The 19424-nt window shown below is 71.2% G+C and carries 22 protein-coding genes; 11 read left to right on the top strand and 11 right to left on the bottom strand.

Features of this window, described 5'->3' with window-relative positions; translation table 11 throughout:
- Positions 1 to 723 carry a helix-turn-helix transcriptional regulator gene (locus CUC05_RS04400; RefSeq protein ID WP_108664851.1) on the bottom strand — a complete coding sequence of 241 codons (723 nt, stop codon included), beginning with the start codon at positions 721 to 723 and terminating at the stop codon, positions 1 to 3.
- Between the two features lie 132 nt (positions 724 to 855).
- Between CUC05_RS04400 and CUC05_RS04395 the strand changes: the two genes are divergently transcribed.
- Genes CUC05_RS04395 through CUC05_RS04380 form a run of 4 tightly spaced genes read left to right on the top strand, consistent with a single transcriptional unit; the run spans position 856 to position 4416 of the window.
- Positions 856 to 1941: an ABC transporter ATP-binding protein gene (locus CUC05_RS04395; protein WP_108664850.1), complete on the top strand. Its 1086-nt coding sequence runs from the start codon at positions 856 to 858 to the stop codon at positions 1939 to 1941.
- An 11-nt stretch (positions 1942 to 1952) separates the two neighbouring features.
- The gene (locus CUC05_RS04390; RefSeq protein ID WP_108664849.1) at positions 1953 to 2624 is read left to right on the top strand and encodes an ABC transporter permease; all 672 of its coding nucleotides are present in this window, start codon (positions 1953 to 1955) and stop codon (positions 2622 to 2624) included.
- Complete coding sequence (locus tag CUC05_RS04385) at positions 2621 to 3403, top strand: ABC transporter permease (protein ID WP_108664848.1); 783 nt, start codon at positions 2621 to 2623, stop codon at positions 3401 to 3403. Before CUC05_RS04390 ends, CUC05_RS04385 begins: the two co-directional genes overlap by 4 nt.
- 26 nt (positions 3404 to 3429) lie before the next feature.
- Positions 3430 to 4416: an ABC transporter substrate-binding protein gene (locus CUC05_RS04380; protein ID WP_108664847.1), complete on the top strand. Its 987-nt coding sequence runs from the start codon at positions 3430 to 3432 to the stop codon at positions 4414 to 4416.
- Between the two features lie 37 nt (positions 4417 to 4453).
- On the opposite strand, the gene CUC05_RS04375 is transcribed toward CUC05_RS04380, so the two are convergent.
- Positions 4454 to 4939: a response regulator transcription factor gene (locus CUC05_RS04375; protein ID WP_108664846.1), complete on the bottom strand. Its 486-nt coding sequence runs from the start codon at positions 4937 to 4939 to the stop codon at positions 4454 to 4456.
- A gap of 26 nt (positions 4940 to 4965) precedes the next feature.
- On the bottom strand, positions 4966 to 5331 hold the full coding sequence (locus tag CUC05_RS04370; protein WP_157965202.1) for a S1 RNA-binding domain-containing protein: 366 nt from the start codon (positions 5329 to 5331) through the stop codon (positions 4966 to 4968).
- Between the two features lie 131 nt (positions 5332 to 5462).
- On the opposite strand from CUC05_RS04370, the gene CUC05_RS04365 reads away from it, so the two are divergent.
- Positions 5463 to 6446: an NAD(P)H-quinone oxidoreductase gene (locus CUC05_RS04365; RefSeq protein ID WP_108664844.1), complete on the top strand. Its 984-nt coding sequence runs from the start codon at positions 5463 to 5465 to the stop codon at positions 6444 to 6446.
- 94 nt (positions 6447 to 6540) lie between these two features.
- Here CUC05_RS04365 and infA read toward each other — a convergent pair whose 3' ends face one another.
- Complete coding sequence (gene infA / locus CUC05_RS25495; RefSeq protein ID WP_276308882.1) at positions 6541 to 6801, bottom strand: translation initiation factor IF-1; 261 nt, start codon at positions 6799 to 6801, stop codon at positions 6541 to 6543.
- Positions 6802 to 6970: 169 nt separating this feature from the next.
- Positions 6971 to 7702, bottom strand: coding sequence for an adenosylcobinamide-GDP ribazoletransferase (locus tag CUC05_RS04355; protein ID WP_108664842.1), 732 nt, complete (start codon positions 7700 to 7702; stop codon positions 6971 to 6973).
- Between the two features lie 44 nt (positions 7703 to 7746).
- On the opposite strand from CUC05_RS04355, the gene cobS reads away from it, so the two are divergent.
- A complete protein-coding gene (gene cobS / locus CUC05_RS04350) occupies positions 7747 to 8499 on the top strand; it encodes an adenosylcobinamide-GDP ribazoletransferase (protein WP_205712123.1) in 753 nt (250 codons plus the stop codon).
- Between the two features lie 65 nt (positions 8500 to 8564).
- Here the strand turns inward: cobS and CUC05_RS04345 are convergent, their stop codons facing one another.
- A complete protein-coding gene (locus tag CUC05_RS04345) occupies positions 8565 to 9452 on the bottom strand; it encodes an SDR family oxidoreductase (protein WP_205712122.1) in 888 nt (295 codons plus the stop codon).
- A 155-nt stretch (positions 9453 to 9607) separates the two neighbouring features.
- On the opposite strand from CUC05_RS04345, the gene CUC05_RS04340 reads away from it, so the two are divergent.
- The 4 genes from CUC05_RS04340 to CUC05_RS04325 all read left to right on the top strand — a co-directional run bounded on the left by CUC05_RS04340 (position 9608) and on the right by CUC05_RS04325 (position 14663).
- The gene (locus tag CUC05_RS04340) at positions 9608 to 10447 is read left to right on the top strand and encodes a sugar transferase (RefSeq protein WP_108664841.1); all 840 of its coding nucleotides are present in this window, start codon (positions 9608 to 9610) and stop codon (positions 10445 to 10447) included.
- A 606-nt stretch (positions 10448 to 11053) separates the two neighbouring features.
- Positions 11054 to 12877: an acyl-CoA dehydrogenase gene (locus CUC05_RS04335; protein ID WP_108664840.1), complete on the top strand. Its 1824-nt coding sequence runs from the start codon at positions 11054 to 11056 to the stop codon at positions 12875 to 12877.
- 104 nt (positions 12878 to 12981) lie between these two features.
- A complete protein-coding gene (locus CUC05_RS04330) occupies positions 12982 to 13620 on the top strand; it encodes a hypothetical protein (RefSeq protein WP_108664839.1) in 639 nt (212 codons plus the stop codon).
- Between the two features lie 53 nt (positions 13621 to 13673).
- Entirely contained in the window at positions 13674 to 14663 is a 990-nt protein-coding gene (locus CUC05_RS04325; protein ID WP_108664999.1) for an L-threonylcarbamoyladenylate synthase, read from the top strand.
- Here the strand turns inward: CUC05_RS04325 and mscL are convergent.
- Complete coding sequence (gene mscL / locus CUC05_RS04320; protein WP_108664838.1) at positions 14660 to 15043, bottom strand: large conductance mechanosensitive channel protein MscL; 384 nt, start codon at positions 15041 to 15043, stop codon at positions 14660 to 14662. The two genes, CUC05_RS04325 and mscL, sit on opposite strands and share 4 nt — an antisense overlap.
- A 117-nt stretch (positions 15044 to 15160) precedes the next feature.
- Between mscL and CUC05_RS04315 the strand changes: the two genes are divergently transcribed.
- Positions 15161 to 15586 carry a hypothetical protein gene (locus tag CUC05_RS04315; RefSeq protein WP_157965200.1) on the top strand — a complete coding sequence of 142 codons (426 nt, stop codon included), beginning with the start codon at positions 15161 to 15163 and terminating at the stop codon, positions 15584 to 15586.
- A 39-nt stretch (positions 15587 to 15625) separates the two neighbouring features.
- Here the strand turns inward: CUC05_RS04315 and CUC05_RS04310 are convergent, their stop codons facing one another.
- From CUC05_RS04310 to recD2, 4 genes are all read right to left on the bottom strand, one after another.
- Complete coding sequence (locus CUC05_RS04310) at positions 15626 to 15826, bottom strand: hypothetical protein (protein ID WP_108664836.1); 201 nt, start codon at positions 15824 to 15826, stop codon at positions 15626 to 15628.
- A 68-nt stretch (positions 15827 to 15894) separates the two neighbouring features.
- Entirely contained in the window at positions 15895 to 16599 is a 705-nt protein-coding gene (locus CUC05_RS04305; RefSeq protein ID WP_108664835.1) for a dienelactone hydrolase family protein, read from the bottom strand.
- 93 nt (positions 16600 to 16692) lie between these two features.
- Entirely contained in the window at positions 16693 to 17157 is a 465-nt protein-coding gene (locus tag CUC05_RS04300; RefSeq protein ID WP_108664834.1) for a hypothetical protein, read from the bottom strand.
- A 2-nt stretch (positions 17158 to 17159) separates the two neighbouring features.
- The gene (gene recD2 / locus CUC05_RS04295; protein ID WP_108664833.1) at positions 17160 to 19400 is read right to left on the bottom strand and encodes an SF1B family DNA helicase RecD2; all 2241 of its coding nucleotides are present in this window, start codon (positions 19398 to 19400) and stop codon (positions 17160 to 17162) included.
- Positions 19401 to 19424: the final 24 nt, after the last annotated feature.

Raw genomic sequence — 19424 nt, 5'->3', positions numbered from 1 at the left:
TCAGGCACTCCTGTCGGCATTGTCGGGGTCTTGGTGGGCTGTTCGGGTCTGGGCGGCGGGCGTGGACCCGTCGAGGTCGATGCGGCAGACGCAGGCGGTCGCGCCCTTGGCGATGGTCTCCCGGCGGGACACCTTCGTCCCGAGGACCCGGGTGAAGAGCGCAGCCTCGTGGGCGCAGATCTCGGGGTGCTCGGTGGCGATGCCCTCGATGGCGCAGTGGGACTGCAGCAGGACGAGGGTGCGCCCATTGTCGCCGTCCTCGACGCGAGCCGCGAATCCGTCGTCGGACAACGCCTCGGCCAGCAGCTTCGCGCGCTCGACGGGGTCGTCGACGTCGGTCAGCGCCTCGGCGTACCGGTCGGCCTGTGCGGCGTTGCGGGTCTTGAGGAACTCCGCCACCGCAGGTCGTCCGTAGGTGGCCTCGATGTGGTCCAGCAGCTGGTCGGCGAACTCCGCGGACCGGTCGGCGAACAGGCGCTTGCCCCTGGCGGTCAGTCGCCAGCGGTCGGCCGGACGCCCCATGCCACCGTCGTGGACGGGGGCGGAGTCGACGAGGTCGTCGGCCTCCATGGCCGTCAGGTGGCGCCGGACGGCAGCCGGCGAGATCTCGAGCCGTTCCGCGAGCTCGGGGGCCGTGGCCCCTCCCCGCTGCACGATCTCGAGAATGCGCGCACGGGTGTCGCCGAGCAGGTCGGCGAGGGACTGTGCGGGCCGCGTCGTCATGGACACTTAAGTCTATGAGAAGTTGCGAAAGTCGCAACGCGACCGAGCGGACGAGCGCCGCACTGCCCGTGGATCCCGGCCCTCACCGAGGGGGTGTGCGGGAGGACCGCGTCTGGGTAGGCTCACCCGACCGTGATCACCTTCGAGCACGTCGTCAAGCGCTATCCCGACGGGACGGTGGCCGTTGACGACCTTTCATTCGAGGTCCCGGAGGGCGAGATCCTCGTCCTCGTCGGACCATCCGGCTGCGGCAAGACGACGTCCATGCGGATGATCAACCGGATGATCGAGCCCACCTCGGGGGTGATCCGCGTCGACGGCCACGACGTGATGGCGACCGACCCGGCAGAGCTCCGTCGGGGCATCGGCTACGTCATCCAGCAGATCGGGCTGTTCCCCCACCGGAGCGTCGCCGACAACATCGGCACGGTCCCGCGGCTGCTCGGCTGGCAGCAGGACCGGACCGACGAGCGGGTGGAGGAGCTGGTCGAGGTCGTCGGCCTCCGGGCCGAGCTCGCACAGCGGTACCCCCATCAGCTGTCCGGCGGCCAACGCCAGCGCGTCGGCGTGGCCAGGGCGCTCGCCGCCGACCCGCCGGTGCTGCTGATGGACGAACCCTTCGGGGCGGTCGACCCGATCGTGCGCGGGAAGCTGCAGGAGGAGTTCCTGCGCCTGCAGGCAGAGGTCCGCAAGACCATCGTCTTCGTCACCCACGACATCGACGAGGCCATCGTCATGGGCGACCGCATCGCCATCCTGGCCGAGGGCGGTGTCCTCCAGCAGCTCGACACCCCGGTGGAGATCCTGGCCCGTCCCGCCAACGCCTTCGTGGAGGAGTTCCTCGGCGCCGAACGCGAGCTGCGGCGACTGGCCCTGATCCCCGTCAGCGAGGTCACCGCCGACCGCGGCCCCGTCGTCAGCCCCGGGACGGACACCGACGAGGCGGCACGGATCGCCACCGACGCCGGGACCGACTGGATCGCCATCGTCAACGACGATCGGTCGGTGGCCGGCTGGAGCTACGTCACCGACCTCAACGGCGTCGTCGCCGTCGCCGACGCACGACCCTTCGCGGCGACGGTCATGGCGGGCGACTCGCTTCGCACGGCCCTGGACGTCCTGGTCGCCTCCCCCAACGGGGTCGCGGTCCGCGTCGGCCCCTCCGGCAGCTACGAGGGCCTGGTCACCCGCGAGCTCGTCACCGAAGCGCTCCGCTAGCGTTCGACGCGATGACGCCCCTCCTCCTCGCCCAGAGCAGGCCATTCCCCGACTGGGAATGGATCCGCCGCAACGGCGACACGATCCTCGAGCAGGGCATCGAGCACGTCCAGCTGACCCTCATGGCGGTCACCATCGGCTTCCTCGTCGCGTTCCCGCTCGCCGTGCTGGCCTCGCGCCGACGCCGGCTGCAGACCCCGGTGCTGCAGGTGACCGGGATCCTGTTCACCATCCCGTCCCTGGCGTTGTTCGTCGGCCTGGTCCCCCTGACGGGCCTGTCCACGACCACGGCCCTCATCCCGCTGACGCTCTACACGCTGCTGATCCTCGTGCGGAACACCATCGCTGGCCTCGACAGCGTGCCGACGGAGGTCGTCGAGGCCGCCCGGGCGATGGGGTACCGCGAGTGGACGTTGCTGCGGTCCGTCGAGCTGCCGCTTGCGCTCCCCGTGATCATCGCGGGCGTGCGCATCGCCACGGTGACCACCATCGGCCTGGTCGTCGTCACGGCCGTCATCGGCCAGGGCGGGTGGGGCCAGATGATGTACAGCGACGGCTTCCAGCGGCAGAACCTGACCCCGACCCTCCTGGGGTTCCTGCTGAGCGTGACCCTGGCGATCGTGCTGGACCTCGCGCTGGTCGGCCTCGAACGCCGCCTCTCCCCCTGGGCGAAGTCGCGATGAGCCCGGCGATCGTCCTGGCCCAGGCGGCCGAGCAGTCCCTGACCGACGAGGTCCTCGCATGGCTTCGTGGAGAGGACTTCCGGTCCGTCGACGGGGTCCCGCAGCTGATCGGCGACCACCTGGCCCTCAGCGCCGCGGCCCTGGGCCTCGCCTGCGCCATCGCCATCCCGCTGGCGTTGTACCTGGCCCATGGCCATCGTGCGCCGGTCCTGTCGATCAACGCCGCCAACGCCTTCCGGGCCATCCCGGCCTTCGGGCTGCTGCTGGTCGCCTTCCAGCTCGGCGGGTTCTCGCTGCCGCTCCTGGTCGTCGTCTTCGCGCTCGTCGGTATCGCACCGATCTTCGCCAACGCCTACATCGGCGTGCGGCAGGTCGACCCCGAGATCGTCGACGCGGCGGTCGGCATGGGCCTGACCGGCCGGCAGGTGCTGATGGACGTCGAGCTGCCCCTGGCCTCGCCCGTCCTCATGGCCGGCGTGCGGACCGCCGCGGTCAACATCGTGGCCACCGTGACGCTGGCGGCGGTGGTCGGCTTCGGCGGCCTGGGCTTCCCGATCATCGCGGGGCTGAGCCGCGGTCTGCAGTTCTCCGCCTCGGCCCGGACGCTCGCCATCGGCGGCGCCCTGCTGGTCGCACTGCTCTCCATCGGGACCGAGGCTGTGCTCGGGCTCCTGCAGGCCCGCATCGTGCCCGAGGGGCTTCGCCTGCGCGACGCCGCCCGTGAGGCGCGTGCCGACGCCCTCAGCGAACCGACCCTCCAGCCCGAACCCTCCCCCTAGCCGTACTGACCCGAAGGAAGACCCTGATGACCACCTCGTTCACCCGCAGCCGCATGGCGGTGTTCCTGCTGATGCTGGTGCTGGCCCTCGTGGCCAGCGCCTGCTCCTCCGACGACGACGGCGCCGAGGACGCCGCCGACGACGCCGAGGAGGCGACCGACGGCACGACCGACGAAGGTGCCGACACCCCCGAGGAGCTCGGTGACATCACCGTGGGCTCCACCAACTTCGACGAGCAGGAGCTCGTGGCCGAGATGTACGCCCTGGCCCTGGAGGACGCCGGGTACACCGTCGAGCGCCGCTACCAGCTGGGGTCACGCGAGGTCGTGCTGCCCGCGCTGACCTCCGGCGAGATCGACGTGTACCCCGAGTACGTGGGGACGGCGCTGGAGTTCCTCAACGAGGGTGCTGGCGAGGCCACCGGCGACACCGAGGCCACCACCGAGCTGCTGCGCGAGCGCTTCGCCGAGCAGGGCGTCGACGTGCTGGAGCCCTCCGACGCCCAGGACAAGAACGGCCTGGTCGTCCGGCAGGAGACCGCCGACGAGTACGGCCTGTCCACCGTCAGCGACCTGGCCGACGTCGCCGGCGACCTGACCCTCGGGGGCCCGCCGGAGTGCCCGGAGCGTCCGCTGTGCATCCCGGGCTACGAGTCGACCTACGGCGTGACCTTCGGGGACTTCCGCTCGCTCGACGCCGGCGGTCCGGTCACCATCGAGGCCCTGTCCGCGGGCGAGATCGACGTGGCGCTGCTGTTCACCACCGACGGGGTCATCGCGGCCAACGACTGGGTGCTGCTCGACGACGACCAGGACCTGCAGCCGGCCGAGAACATCGTCCCGGTCATCCGCACCGACGCCAACACCGACGCCGCGACCGAGGCGCTGAACGCCGTGTCGGCGGTCCTGACCACCGAGAACGTGACGGAGATGATCCGGCAGCTTCGCGTCGACCTGGCCGACCCGGCCGAGGTCGCCGAGACCTTCCTCACCGACCAGGGCGTGCTGGGCTAGCGCCCTCGCCCCCACACCTGACGAACCCCGCCTGTCCTCAGGCGGGGTTCGACGTTTCCGGCGGCCCGGCGCCGAAGCCGTGCTCGAGCTGCAGCAGCAGCTCGGCACGTTCGAGCTCCTTGACCCGCAGCGCCCGACGTTCGCTGACCTCCAGGCCCGTCAGGTCGGCGACCAGGTTCGCGAGCTCGTCGACGTCGAAGGGTTTGGTGACGTACCCGTCTGCCCCCGCCCTGAAGGCGTTGACGATGTCGACCTCGCGCCCCCGGGCGGTCAGCATGACCACCGGCGGGTCGTCGCCGTGCTGTCGCAGGGCGTGCAGCACCGCGAACCCGTCCAGGCCCGGCATCATGATGTCGAGCAGGACGAGGTCGAAGGTGTCGTGCTGCGTTGCCTGCAACGCCTCGACACCGTTGGCGGCCTCGATGACCGCCATGGGTTGTCCGCTCGGTGGCGATCCCTCGAGCGCCACGCGGACGGTGAACCGCACGTTCGCGTCGTCGTCGACGACGAGCACCCTGACCACGGTTCAGTCCCCTCGTCGCAGAAGGCTCAGGTGGAGCGCTTCCGCTTGCGCACCTCGCCCTGGATCATGTCGGACTGGTGCATGAACTTCCGGAGGCGCTGGTTGAACTCCTTGTCGACCTTCGCCGTGGGGCGTGGCTTCGGTTCGTCGCTCCAGTCGGGTTCAGCACGCTTGATCGACAGGTCGATGCGGCCGTCCTCCTTGATGCCGACGACCTTCACCTCGACCTCCTGGCCCTCCGTGAGGTAGGCGTGGATGTTGTCGACGAAGTCACGGTGGACCTCGGAGATGTGGACCAAGCCAGTCGTTTCGGCGTCGATCTCGACGAACGCTCCGAAGTCCTGAAGCTTCACTACCTTGCCGGTGACGACGTCACCTACCTGTGCTGACACCATGCTCCTTCCGCTGACCTGCCCCCGGTCGGAGGCACGCTGCAGCTCGTTCGAGTACGTAGAGTTGGGCCGTATCCTAGCAGCCGCTTGCCGGGCCGAGTCATGGCCCACCCGGAGGTCCGTCACCACACATGCGCGCCGTCATCGCCCCGTCACCCGGAGGCGTCGAAGCCCTGGAGCTGGTCGAGCTCCCCGATCCCGAACCCGGTCCCGAGGACCTGCTGGTGGAGGTGGCCGCCACGGCGGTCAACCGCGCCGACATCCTGCAGCGTCGCGGCATGTACCCACCACCGCCCGGCGCCCCCGACACGCTGGGGCTCGAGCTCTCCGGCCGCGTCGTCGGGATGGGGGTGGCCGTCACCGGCTGGCGCGAGGGCGACGAGGTCTGCGCCGTCGTCGGGGGCGGCGGCTACGCCTCCATGGCCGTGGTGCCGGCCCGCACCGCCATGCCCCTCCCCCCGGGCCTTGACGTGGTGTCGGCCGCCGCGGTGCCCGAGGTGTACGCCACCGCCTACGACAACGTCTTCCTGCGGGCGGGCCTGACGGCCGGCGAGACGGTGCTGCTGCACGGCGGCTCGAGCGGCGTGGGCACGGCGGGGATCCTGCTGTCGACGCGTGCCGGCGCCGAGGTGGTCGTCACGGTGGGCACCGAGGACAAGTTGGAGGCCTGTCGGGAGCTCGGCGCGGACCTGGCGATCAACTACAGGGACGTGGACTCCTTCGCCGACGCCATCCGAGACGCACGCGACGGCCGGGGCGTCGACGTCGTGCTCGACATCATCGGCGGGCCCTACCTGGCCCAGAACCTGTCGGTTCTCGAGCCCGACGGCCGGATGGTGACCATCGGGCTGATGGGCGGCGCGAAGGCCGAGATCAACCTGGGCCTCGTGCTGTCCAAGCGGCTCAGCGTCATGGGGTCGACCCTTCGTGCCCGACCGGTGGACGCCAAGGCGGCGCTGGCCGATCGGCTCGTCACCGACGTGTGGCCGGGGTTCGCCGACGGCACCCTGCGCCCGATCATCCACTCACGCCACACCCTGTCCGACGTCGCCGCCGCCCACGAGGAGCTGGAGTCCAGCACCCACGTCGGCAAGATCCTCCTCGTCGTCGACTGACCCGGCAGGACCGGTCGCACCTGAACCAGAACGGCTCCCCGAGTGATCGGGGAGCCGTGCGTCGTTCAGGGCCGCAGGACGGGCCCGAAGGGGTCTACTTGTACCGGTAGGTGATCCGGCCGCGAGTCAGGTCGTAGGGGGACACCTCGACGGTGACCCGGTCGCCCGGGAGGATCCGGATGTAGTGCTTGCGCATCTTCCCGGAGATGTGTCCGAGGATGGAATGCCCGTTGTCCAGCTTCACGCGGAACATGGTGTTGGGGAGGGCTTCCTCGATGACGCCCTCCATCTCGAGCGCGTCTTCCTTGGTGTTGCCCGAGCGAGCCTCGCGCTTTGCGCGGGTCTCCTCGTCGATGTACCGCCTCGACTGTGAGGGGCGGCGGCCGCTGCGTCGCCTGGCCATGTGGTGAGTCGTGCTCCTTCTGATTTCGAGAACGCCGACCGGAATCGGCCGGCAACGTTGCACCCCAGCCTAGCAGCGGCCAGCCACCCACCCCTCCCCCGGGCGCAGGAACGGGTCGGGATCAGTCGATCCGGACCGCCACGACGACCAGCGCTGCGACCTCGGCGAACAGGCCGATCGTGTGCCATCCGCGCGGGTCGAGGGGACCGAAGCGCGCCATGGTCCACGCGCGGGTGATCCCACCGACCACGAAGGCGCCCGCCAGCGCCGCCACGCCCAGCGTCAGGTACCCGACCGCGTCCAGCGGGCCGTTCAGCCGCTCCGGACGGACGAGCGAGTGCAGGGGGATCGGCAGGGCCAGCAGGGCGAGCAGGACGAGGCCCAGGCCGAGCTTGGCCCGGGGGCTGGGTGGGGTGACGCCGACCATGTCGTCCCCGGCGCGCAGCAGGAGGGCCTGCACTCCCCTCGCCACGAGCGGGACGACCACGATCATCTCCGGGGCCAGGTTCACCCGCTGGATGAGGTTGGCCTCGACCACGACGACCAGCGCCACCGCCAGCGCCCCGACCCCCGCCATCGGCGGCGCACCGGGCACGGCAGGGGCGCCGCCCATCGCGTCGGCCAGGCCCACGAGCCCACGGAACCCGCGGCTGCCCGTCAGCGCGGCGCTGACCGCCACGACGAACGCCCCGGCGACGACCGGGCCGACCAGTCCGACCGTCAGCTGGTGGAACACGAACCACACCAGCCCGATGAGCATCCCGACCACGGGGGCCAGCAGCCACGACCGGTCGAGGTCGTCGCCGTCCCACTCGACGGGCAGGGCGGTGAACAGGGCGAGGACAGCGCGCATCGATCTGCATGATCGCCCACCGACCGGCGATGATGGCCATACCCGTGCATCCCCGTCTGTTCCTCGTGGCCCTGCAGCTGCTCACCCGGCTGCCCGTCGGCGACCCCCTGGAGGACGATCGCGACGTCGCCGACAGCGTGGCCTGGTACGCGGTCGTGGGCGCCCTGGTGGGCGGGCTGTCCGGCTTCGTGTGGTGGATGGCCGCGCTCGCCCTGCCGACCCGGGCTGCCGCGGTCCTGGCCGTCGTGGCCACCGTGATGCTGACCGGTGCGCTGCACGAGGACGGCCTCGCCGACACCGCCGACGGGTTGTTCGGCGGGCGCACGCCCGCTGACCGGCTGCGGATCATGAAGGACTCCGCGACCGGGGCCTACGGGGTGCTGGCGCTCGTCCTGGTCGTCCTGCTGCGCGTCAACCTGCTGGCCGCGCTCAGCCCGGTGGCGGGAGCGGCGGCGCTGGTGGTCGCCGGCAGCCTCAGCCGCGGCGCCACGGCCGTCGCGATGCTCAACGCCGTGCCCGCCCGCGGCGAGGGGTCGGGCGCGGTCCTGCTGGACCACCTCCGTGTCGCCCCCGCCCTCGCTGCCGGGGTGACCGCGGTGGCCGCGACCACGGCGTTCGCCGGCCTCGAGGCCATCCCGGTGGTGCTGGCAGCAGGGGCTGCGGCGTTCGCGGTCAGGGTCAGCGCCGTTCGGCGACTGGGCGGGCTGACCGGCGACATCATCGGGGCGATGATCCTGCTGGCCGACGCAGCGGTGCTGGCGCTGCTGGTCGCCCTGGAGGTTGGCGCCGGCCTCTGACGCGTGTCGGGGTCCTGCGATGGGCGGCACCGAATCCGACACGCTCAGTGCCGACCGCCCTCGAGTCAGGCCTGCGGGGGCAGCCACTCCTCGGGGATCTCCCGAGCGAGGTGGAACCCGTCGTAGGTCGGCATGTTGCGGTGGGCCTCCACCGGGACCATGGGCGCCTTGAGGAGCGATCCGCCGCCGTCGACGCGCAGGGTCTCGCCGGTGATGAAGGATGCGGCCGGGGAGAGGAGGAACACCACCGCGGCCGAGGTCTCGGACTCCGTGCCCACGCGGCCGGCCGGTATGCGGGAGGACTGCTGGGCCGCCGTCCGCTGGAACTCCTCGTCGTAGGTGGACATGCCGCTGGAGTAGATCGTGCCGGGCGCGACCGCGTTGATCCGCACGCCCCTGGCCCCCCACTCCACCGCGAGGCTCATGGTCATGTTCACCACGCCCGCTCGCGCCGCCGCCGTGTGGGACATGTAGGGAAAGCCGTTCCACATGTCGGCCACGACCGACACGATGGCCCCTCCGTGCTTCCCCATCCAGGCGTTGAAGGCCGCACGGGTCACGAGGAACGTGCCGTTGAGGTTGAGGTCGACGACGGTGCGCCACCCGTTGGGCGAGATCTGCTCCGCAGGTGAGGGGAACTGGCCCCCCGCGTTGTTGACCAGCAGGTCCAGCCGGCCGTGCCGTTCGACCACGGTGGCCACCATGGCCTCGACCTCGTCGGCATCGCGGATGTTGGCGATCACGTGGTCGGCCGAGCCGCCCGCCGCCTCGATCTCGGCCACGGTCTCCCGCAGCGGCTCCTCCCGGCGTGCGGCGATGACCACCGTGGCGCCGAGGGCTGCCAGCTCGTGGGCGATGGCCCTGCCGATGCCCGTCCCACCACCGGTGACCAGGGCCACCCGATCGGCGAACAACTTCTTGCGGAACACGGAGTCGTAATCGGTGAACGTCACGTCCCCGATCCTTGCATGTCCGGTCGGGTCGTCCCCCATCCGCCCCGCCTGCATCAGCGAACCGCTGCACATGGCACTCAAGAATCCGCTCTGCACTGTCGAAACACGCAACGTAGTGGCACACTGAGTGAGAACCCAAGGACTCCTGCGTACCCATGCTCGTCCATCCCGACAACAGCCCCAGCGGATCGTCCGCCGACGTGATCGATGGCACCGCCGTCGACGTCGATGCACGCCCGACCGCCCACGCCCGCCCGGCCTACGACGCCGTGACGGTCGTCGCCGCGCCACGCACCGTCTCGGAGGACGAGAAGGCCACGATCGCGCGGTTGCAGGCCCAGGTCGACGGCACCGACCGCCCCGACGGTGTGTACGTGAAGGTGGTCAAGCCTGCGCTGGACCGCCTTGCTGGAGGTCTTCTGCTCCTGCTGACCCTGCCCCTCCTCCTGGCCGGCATGCTGGCCGTGCGGATGACGATGGGCAGGGGCGTCATCTTCCGACAGGAGCGCATCGGCCTGAACGGCCGGCGGTTCACGGTGCTGAAGCTGCGCACCATGGGCCACGACCGCAGGTCCACGAGCCAGAAGGACCTCGAGGCGCTGGCGGAGGGCCGCTGGGACGGCATCGAGCGTCGCCAGACCCACAAGACCGACGCCGACCCCCGCCACACCGCGGTCGGCCGCACGCTGCGCAAGCTGTCCATCGACGAGCTGCCGCAGCTGATCAACGTCGTCCGCGGCGACATGAGCCTGGTCGGCCCCCGCCCGGAGCTGCCGGTCGTGATCAACCGCCACTACGAACCGTGGATGCACCGCCGCCACGCCGTGAAGCCCGGCGTGACCGGCCTGTGGCAGATCTCCATGCGCGGCGAGGGCGACATGCACGAACATGTTGACGTCGACCTCGACTACGTCGACCGCGTCAGCCTCCGCGAGGACCTCCGCATCCTCTTCGCGACGCCGTTCGCCGCGCTGGGCGCGCACAAGGGCGTCTGAGGACACGACGGAGGAGGCCCACAGGACGCCCCACCGGGGGTCTGGAGGCGCCTGCACCAGGCACACAGCGCGTCTGAGGACACGACGGAGGAGGACCGCAGGACGCCCTACCGGCGGTCTGGGGACGCGTGCACCACCCGGCGGAACTGTGCAGCTCGGTTCACGGGTGCACTGAGGTGCACGAGTCCAAGCGGCCCTCGTGCAGCTCGGTGCCCATGTCGGCCGAAGTGCACGAGACGTGGCAGCCGAAGGCCAGCCTCGACCCGGGCCGACCCCGCCGCAACGCCAACCCGCCTCCCCCGGTACGTCTGAACCGCCGGCGGAACTGTGCAGCTCGGTTCACGGGTGCACTGAGGTGCACGAGTCCACGCGGCCCTCGTGCAGCTCGACGCCCATGTCGGGCGAAGTGCACGAGACGTTGCAGCCGAAGGCCAGGCTCGACTCGGCCCGCCCCGCCGCGACCCCGATCCGCCTCCGCCGGGATCGGGGTTCCCCAGGTCCCGCCCATGGAGTTGGCGAGCTTGTTACTACGCGGTAACATACCGGTCGGTAACTGACCTCGGTCAGGTCAGCCTCCTCCGCCCTCCGGAACCAAGGAGTCCGTCGATGACGCACTACAAGAGCAACCTCCGCGACATGTTCTTCAACCTGTTCGAGGTCAACCGGGTCCAGGACCACCTGGGCACCGGCCCCTACGAGCAGATGGATGCCGACTCGGCCATGGACGTGCTCCGCGAGGTCGACCGGCTGGCCCGCGAGGACTTCGCCGCCAGCTTCGTCGCCGGCGATCGCACGCCGTTGCAGCTGGACGCCGAGAAGGGCGAGGTCACCCTCCCGCCGGAGATCAACGAGACGCTCGACGCGTTCTTCGACAACGACTGGCACCTGCTGTACGTGCCGCCCCACCTCGGCGGCTACGGCGCGTCGCCGTCCATCACGTGGTCGGCCAGCGAGCTCCTGCTGGGCGCCAACGCCTCGGCGATGCTGTACACCGCCGGGCCGTTCTTCGCGACCATCCTCGACTCGGTCTGCAACGACGAGCAGCGCACCCGCTTCGTCGAGCCGATGATCGAGCACAAGTGGGGCGCCACGATGGTGCTCACCGAGCCCGAGGCCGGTTCCGACGTCGGGGCCGGGCGGGCCAAGGCGGTCGACAACGGCGACGGCACGTGGACCATCACGGGCAACAAGCGGTTCATCACCTCCGGTGACTTCGACTGGCCCGACAACGTCATCCACCTGGTCCTGGCACGTCCCGAGGGCGCCGGCCCCGGCACCAAGGGCCTCAGCCTCTACGTCGTCCCCAAGTACTGGGTCAACGAGGACGGCTCCCTCGGCGAACGCAACGGCGTCTGGGTCCGTGCGATCGAGGACAAGATGGGCATCAAGGCCTCGGCGACGGCGGAGCTGTACTTCTCCGACACCGACGTCCCGGCCCGCGGCATCCTCGTCGGCGAGGTGCACGACGGCATCGCCCAGATGTTCCGCGTCATCGAGTACGCCCGCATGCTGGTCGGCACGAAGGCCATCTCCACCCTCTCCACGGGCTATCTCAACGCGCTGGAGTACGCCAAGGAGCGCGTCCAGGGGCCGGACCTGAAGAAGGCCATGGACAAGACCGCCCCGCGGGTGGAGATCATTCGCCACCCCGACGTGCGCCGGAACCTGATGATGCAGAAGGCCCACGTCGAGGGCATGCGTGCCCTCGTCATGTACACCGGCTGGGTCCAGGACCAGATCGCCATGGCGCGCCACAACGGCGACACCGAGGCCGCCGAGGGCTGGGAGCAGATGAACGACCTGCTGCTCCCGATGGTCAAGGGCTACGGCTCGGAGAAGTCCTACGAGCTGCTCGCCGTCGCGCTGCAGGTCTTCGGTGGGTCCGGCTTCACCCGTGACGTGCCGCTCGAGCAGTACATCCGCGACGCCAAGATCGACACCCTCTACGAGGGCACGACCGGCATCCAGGGCATGGACCTGTTCTTCCGCAAGATCGGCAAGGACCAGGGCGCGACCCTGACCCGCCTGCTGACGGAGGTCCAGAACTTCGCCAAGGACGGCAAGCCCGACGACGGCCTGCAGGCCGAGCGCCAGCGCCTGGCGACGGCACTCGAGGACGTGCAGGGCATGCTCGGCAGCCTCGTGCAGTTCCTCGGCGAGGACCTGTACAAGGTCGGCCTGTCCACCACGCCGTTCCTGATGAGCCTGTCGGAGGTCGTCGTCGGCTGGCTGTCGCTGCGCGGTGCCGACGTGGCCCTGACCCAGCTGAACAGCGAGGACGTCAGCGACGCGGACCGCGAGTTCTACACCGGCAAGGTGGCCGCCGCCCGCTGGTTCGCCCACAACGTGCTGCCCCAGCTCACGTCCCGTCGCGAGATCATGGCCGCGACGTCCATGGAGGTCATGGAGATCGCTGACGCCGCCTTCTGATTCGGCGGCAGTTTCACGTACACTCCGTTCTGGTCGGCGCTCCCCGTTCTCCCCCGTTCCGGGGAGCGTCGGCCTCTTGACGTTGGAGGACGAGCGGGGAAGAGGTGCGTGATCGGCAGGTGACCCACGTGGCGAACTGGCGGAGGACCCGTCCGGCCCCCTCCCGCCTGGAGGAAGGCCGCGAGGTCTACACGCTCGCGCTCGACGTGGCCAAGGCCCTCGATCGCGCTGGGCTGGACCTGTGGGCCGCCGGTATCCGCGCGTGCCTCGACGCCCCGACGTCGCTGGCCCGGCAGCAGCACCTCACCGTCGAGCTCGTCCGACTGCGCGACACCGGCGACCTGCGCCGGGCCGGCTGCGCGGAGGACATCGACAGCGCCCTGTCCCGCCTCGAGCTGGGGCTCGGCTCCATCGACATCCCGCAGCAACCGCTGTACACCGCCACACGGAACCTCGCCGACCACCTCGAGCTCAACGGCGGCCGTCGCTGGCTTGCCCGCCTGCGCGCCGTGGTCACCGACCCCGACCGTGGACCGGAGGCCCGCCTGGAGCGCTTCGACGCCCTGGCCGAACGCATGGTGCCGGGCGCGGAGGGACTGCCGGAGGGATCGAGCTCGCTGGTCCGTGCCGTGCGAGGACGCATCGGTCGCCACCTCGACGTCGAGGCGGTCGTCCGCTACCTGGTCTTCGCGCTGATGCCCCCCGCCCCGTCGCGCATCATCGACGACCAAGCGACGCGGTGACCGCCAGCGTCCTCTCCATCCCCGACGACCTGCCCGACGGCGACCTCCGGGCGCTGCTGACCTCGCCGGCGGCGACCCTCCGCAGCGGGGGGCTGGTGGCCTTTCCCACCGAAACGGTCTACGGGCTGGGCGCCGACGCGCTGTCGACCACGGCCGTCGAGCGGATCTTCCTCGCCAAGGGGCGGCCGTCGGACAACCCGCTGATCGTCCACCTCGCCGACGCCTCGTGGATGCAGCGGGTCGCCGTGGTCACGCCCCTGGCAGCGTCGCTGGCCGAACGGTTCTGGCCGGGCCCGCTCACCCTGGTCCTCGACCGGCTCGACTCCGTGCCGACGGCCACCGCGGCCGGGCTGGACAGCGTGGCCGTGCGGGTGCCCGCCTCCCGGGTCGCCCGGCTGCTGATCGACACCGCCGGCACCCCGGTCGCCGCCCCGAGCGCCAACCGGTCGGGCCGCCCCTCCCCCACCACCGCTGCGCACGTCGCCACGGACCTCGGTGAGGAGCTGGACTGGATCATCGACGGCGGGCCGTGCGCGATCGGGATCGAGTCGACGGTGGTCGACGCCCGCGGCGACGCCCCCGTGGTGCTGCGGGAGGGATCGGTCACCCGCGAGATGCTGGGCGACCGCGGCGCCATAGGTGACCCCTCCCGGTCGCCCGGGACCCGCCATGCCCACTACCAGCCACGGGCAGCGGTGCGGATCGCCCCCGTGGGCCGCGGTCAGGAGGTCGCCGCCGACGTGGCCTCCAGCGGTGTCCGCGTGGGAGTGGTGACCGGCGACGCCCTGGGCCTGCCGGCCGACGTCACGTTGCTGGCCGCCCCCGCCGACGACGACGCGATGGCCCGCGAGCTGTACGCCGCGCTGCGCCGGGCCGACGACCTCGGCCTCGACGTGGTCGTGGTCGAGTCGGTCACCGACACCGGCGTCGGCCGCGCGATCATGGATCGGCTGCGTCGGGCCGGGACGACGAACGACCCCGCCGCAGCGGGGTCGTCTCTCGGACCGCTCGGGCCCGATGTGGGGGGAACGCCCGAGCGCTAGGCCCGGGTGGACAGGGAGTCGCGGATCTGGCGGAGCAGGACGATCTCCTCCGGGTCGGCCACCACCTCGACCTCTTCCGGCTCCTTCTTGCGGGCGTCCATGGCCTTGTTGGCGGCCTTGACGAGCAGGAACAGGACCAGGCCGACCAGGACGAAGTTGATGATCGCGCCGATGACCTGCCCGGTCAGCAGCTCGGCGCTGCCGATGCTGGTCGTGACCTCGGTGATGTCGGGCTGGCCCACGATGGCGGCGATGATCGGGTTGATGATCCCCTCGACCAGGGCGGTGATGATCGCTGCGAAGGCGGCGCCGATGACCACGGCCACGGCCAGGTCGATGACGTTCCCCTTCATGAGGAACTCCTTGAACTCCTTGATCACTGCATTCCCTTTCAGTAATGTGCACGCACCGTGAGTAAACAGCGTACAGGTCCGGTTGTCCACGAGGACGACCTCAGGTCCACCGCTCCACCTGCCGATATGCGTACTGTGGAACACGTGACCACCACCACCGCCGAGTGGCTGCTGGAGATCAGCGGCCTCACCATCGGCACCACGGACGGCGCTGACGCCGTCTCCCGCGGACACCACCTCGCCGCCCAGGTTCGTTCCGCCGCCGCCGCGTTCTGCGCCGCCACCTCGTGCGGGCCGGACGGCTGCGCCGCAGCCTGTCCCCTGGCCAGCTACGACGGCGGGTTCGCCGCCTGCCACCTCGCCAGCGAGCTCGCACCGGACACGCCGCGCAACACCACCATGGACGCCCACCGCGCGGCCATGCTGTACGTACAGGCGCTCCGCGCCGCCTCCACCGCCGTCTTCCACTGCCGGCGGCAGGCCCACCCCACCGGCGAGTGCTGGTTCTCCACCGACGGGACCGCCCGCTGCGGTGACGTCCTGGCGGTCACCCACCGGCTGGGCGGCTGACCACCCTCCCGTCCGCCCGATGACAGGGCAGGCGTGACGTCAGGACGTGCCGGCGCGCTCGAGGGTCAGCCACATCCCGCGGGAGCCCTCGGGGCCCTCGACGTGGGACATCGCGCTGAAGGCAACGTCCCAGCCGAACTGCGTGACCAGGATGGTGACGGCTTCGTCGACCCCGACGGTGGCGATCAGGGCGCGGGCGACGCCCGTGATGCTGCGCAGCTTCGGGGTGACGTTGTCCATCGTGGATGCTCCTGGAATCGGGGGGACATCCACTCCAACGACCGACCCACCGTCGCGTGACGGTCCGTTCAGCCCTCCGCGCCCAGGTGGGTGTTGAGGAACGACAGGGTCCGGGCCCAGGCGACGGCCGCCTCGTCGGGGTCGTGGGTCCCCAGCCGGTTCTCGTCGTTGAAGAACGCGTGGTTGGTCCCGCCGTAGACGTGTATCGCCGCCGACCCGCCGGCATCACGGATGGACTGCCCCATCTCCAGCGCCTTGGTGGGCGGCGCGAAGTCGTCGGTCTCCGCGTAGTGGCCGAGGACCGGGGCGGTGATGGCGGAGAAGTCGGGCTCGGACTGCAGGACGCCGTAGAACGGGACGGCGGCACCGATGCGGTCACCCTGCTGGGCTGCGAGCTGGATGACGAACCCGCCGCCCATGCAGAAGCCGACGACGCCGACCCGGTCGGTCGTCACCGCATCCAGCGACAGCAGGTAGTCGACTGCACCGGCGAGGTCGGTGGCCGCCTTCTCCTCGGGCAGGTCCTGCATCATCTGACCGGCCTCGTCGGCGTCGTGGGTGATCGAACCGCCGTACAGGTCGGGCGCCAGCGCCACGTAGCCCTGACGGGCGAACCGGTCGCAGACGTCGGCGATGTGGTCGGTCAGGCCCCACCACTCCTGGATCACGATCAGGCCGGGGCCGCTGCCGTTGTCGGGCGTGGTCAGGTACCCGTGGGCCTCGTGGCCGTTGGAGGGGAAGGTGACGTTCTGGTGGGGCGTGCGGTCTGCCATCGGGGGCTCCTGGGGTCGGCGATCGGGTGATCGCGCGACAACCTAGTACAGGCGTGCAGCCTCGGCCGGACCCCCGTCACGGAGGTCACCGACTCAGCGACGCCCGGTGGTCCAGACGGGTCCGCCGATGTAGCCCGTGCCCGTCGGGAACGACGCGAGCACTCGGTCCAGCAGGGCCGCCCCGTCCGCCGCGGCCACGAGGTCATCGGTGGAGGCGTCGCCGGCGACCCAGCCCGGGAGGACGGCGAGGAACGACTCGCGATGCAGCGGGAAGGCGGTGTCCAGCACCCACGGTTCGCCGCTGTGGTCGGTGACGGCCAACCACACGTGGTCGACCTCGACCCCGCCGACCAGCAGGGAGCCGCGGATCGTGACGACCTCCAGCCCCACGGACCGGACGAGCTCGGCCGCACGGGTGATCCCCTCGCGGGGCTGGTGCGGCACGAAGGGGTCGTCGGCGTGTGCGTCCTCCAGCAGCGGGACGAGGCTGACCTCCAGCTCGGGCGGAAGCGCCGTCGATCCGAATCGACGTGTGCCCGACACCGGCCAGCTGCTCATGGTCATTCCTCCTGTCCTTCTTCATCGACTGTATCCCCATCGCCTTGAGCACCCGCATCATCGCCGGCTCCCGTTGCATCCGTGTCACCGGCGGCGAGCCGGGCGGCGAGCGTCGTGTGGCGTGCGGCCATGCCGCCGCCCACCCGCCGGGCCGCCGGGACCAGCAGCCCGGCATCGCCGACCAGCAGCAGGCCACGACGGGCACGGGTGATGGCGGTGTAGACCAGCTCACGGGTCAACATCGACATCTGGCTGCGATCCAGGACGAGGACGACGACGGGCCACTCCCCGCCCTGTGACTTGTGCACCGTCAGGCACCACGCGGGCGCCAGGTGGTTCAGGCGATCACCGCTCAGCTCGACGACACCCTGCGGGAAGGCCACGCTGACGACGCCGTCCTTGGCGTCGGTGGCCGCGACCTCGCCGATGTCGCCGTTGGCGATGTCCACCTCCGGGTCGTTGCGGGTGGCGACGACCCGGTCGCCCTCGTGCCAGCCCGAGACCGCCCGTCGGCTGCCTGCCGGGTTCAGCCGGTCCTTCAGCGCGGTGTTCAGCGCGTCGACCCCCGCCGCACCGCGGTACATGGGGGCCAGCACCTGCACGTCAGCGGGGGTGCAGTCGAAGTAGGCCGGCGCGCGCTCGGCCACGATCTCGGCGATGCGGGCCGGGATCGCCGGAGTGCGCTCGGGCACGGCGAAGACGTCACCGTCCCGGCCGACCACGATCGGCTCGCCGCCGGCGTTCAGCTCGTGGGCGAGCGTGACGATGCGGCTCTGCGCGGCCTGCCGGTGCACCTTCGTCAGCCGGGTGACCGGGACGTTCCGGGCGGCCAGGAGGTCCCGGAGCGTCGCCCCGGGACCGACGGGGGGCAGCTGGTCGGGGTCACCGACGAGCAGCAGGTGGCTCGGTGGGGCCAGCGCGTCGAGCAGCGCGGCCGCCAGGTGCACGTCGGCCATCGACCACTCGTCGGCGACGACGAGGTCGTGGGGCAGCGGGTTGTCGGCGGTACGGCCGAACACGAACCCCTCCCCCGGTTCGGGGCGGGCCTCGAGCAGCCGGTGGACCGTGGTGGCGGCGTGGCCGGTGACCTCCTCCAGCCGCTTGGCCGCCCGGCCGGTGGGGGCGCAGAGCGCGACGTTGGCCCCCGCTGCCGTCGCCCGACGGACCAGCTCGGTGACCGCGTAGGTCTTGCCCGTGCCCGGGCCGCCGGTGAGGATCGTGACGGCGTGCGTCGTGGCGGCCTCCACGGCGTGGGCCTGCTCGTCGGTCAGGCGGTCGTCGTTGCCGTCGGCGTTGCGCAGCGGGTTGCCCGAGCCGTCGGCCGCGGTCAGCACGGTGATGCGGTCGGCCACGGCGAGCTCGGCGTCGTGCAGCGGCGGCGGGGAGACCCGCGGGACCGGCAGGTCGGCCAGCGGATGGTCCTCGCGCCGTATCTCGCCGTTCTCCACGGCCTCGTCGATGGCCCGGCGGGCCCGCTCGAGCCCGCCACCGAGGGCGCTGGGCAGCCGGGCGAGCAGCTCTTCCTCCGCCATCACCGTGTGTCCGCCCCGCCAGCAGGCCCCCCGCAGGAACCCGGCGGCACCGGCAGCGAGGCGTCGCGGGTCGTCGTCGTCGATGCCGGCGGCGCGTCCCAGCGCGTCGGCGTGCTTCCAGCGGACACCCGGCAGGCTGAGGTAGGCGTAGGGGTCGGTGGTGAGCAGCTCGGCGGCTTCGTCGCCGAACCGCTTGACGGCCGCGCGGGCGACCGCCGGGCCGAGGTCGACGGCAGCGAGCAGCTGCACCACCTGTGGCAGCAGGCCAGCCGACACCCAGGACCCGTGGATCCGGCCGGCCAGGGCCGTGGAGACGCCGGTGACGCCCGCCAGCCGCTCGGGCTGGGTGGCGATGACCTCGGCCAAACCCGTCCCGAAGGTCTTGACCAGCCGTTCGGCGATGGCGTCCCCCACCCCGGGGAAGCGGTCGCTGGCCAGGAAGGTCTTCAGGCCCTTCTTCGTCCGGGGGGTCGCCAGCTCGTAGAAGTCCGCCTCGAAGGTGCGGCCGTGCTTGGGATGGTCGGTCCAGCGCCCGACGAGCGTGACCGCCTGTCCCGGCGTCAGGCTGGCCAGCGGCCCGGATGCCTTGATCGCGCCGTCGCGGTCCTCGTCCATGGACACCACGCCGAAGCCGGAGGCGTCGTCGGCGTACACGACGTAGACGACCTCTCCGGCCACACGTTCGGGGGCGGGCAGCAGCGTGTTCTCCACGATCCCCTGAAGGCTAGCCGCCGG

It is taken from the genome of Euzebya rosea (assembly GCF_003073135.1).
Lineage (GTDB): Bacteria > Actinomycetota > Nitriliruptoria > Euzebyales > Euzebyaceae > Euzebya > Euzebya rosea.
This window is presented reverse-complemented; position numbering and strand designations above follow the sequence as displayed.

Coding starts and splice junctions, on each gene's coding strand:
- CUC05_RS04385 (WP_108664848.1), top strand. CDS start 2,621: ATGAGCCCGGCGATCGTCCTGGCCCAGGCGGCCGAGCAGTCCCTGACC.
- CUC05_RS04400 (WP_108664851.1), bottom strand. CDS start 723: ATGACGACGCGGCCCGCACAGTCCCTCGCCGACCTGCTCGGCGACACC.
- CUC05_RS04380 (WP_108664847.1), top strand. CDS start 3,430: ATGACCACCTCGTTCACCCGCAGCCGCATGGCGGTGTTCCTGCTGATG.
- CUC05_RS04365 (WP_108664844.1), top strand. CDS start 5,463: ATGCGCGCCGTCATCGCCCCGTCACCCGGAGGCGTCGAAGCCCTGGAG.
- CUC05_RS04335 (WP_108664840.1), top strand. CDS start 11,054: ATGACGCACTACAAGAGCAACCTCCGCGACATGTTCTTCAACCTGTTC.
- CUC05_RS04300 (WP_108664834.1), bottom strand. CDS start 17,157: ATGAGCAGCTGGCCGGTGTCGGGCACACGTCGATTCGGATCGACGGCG.
- CUC05_RS04390 (WP_108664849.1), top strand. CDS start 1,953: ATGACGCCCCTCCTCCTCGCCCAGAGCAGGCCATTCCCCGACTGGGAA.
- CUC05_RS04355 (WP_108664842.1), bottom strand. CDS start 7,702: ATGCGCGCTGTCCTCGCCCTGTTCACCGCCCTGCCCGTCGAGTGGGAC.
- CUC05_RS04305 (WP_108664835.1), bottom strand. CDS start 16,599: ATGGCAGACCGCACGCCCCACCAGAACGTCACCTTCCCCTCCAACGGC.
- CUC05_RS04310 (WP_108664836.1), bottom strand. CDS start 15,826: ATGGACAACGTCACCCCGAAGCTGCGCAGCATCACGGGCGTCGCCCGC.
- CUC05_RS04340 (WP_108664841.1), top strand. CDS start 9,608: ATGCTCGTCCATCCCGACAACAGCCCCAGCGGATCGTCCGCCGACGTG.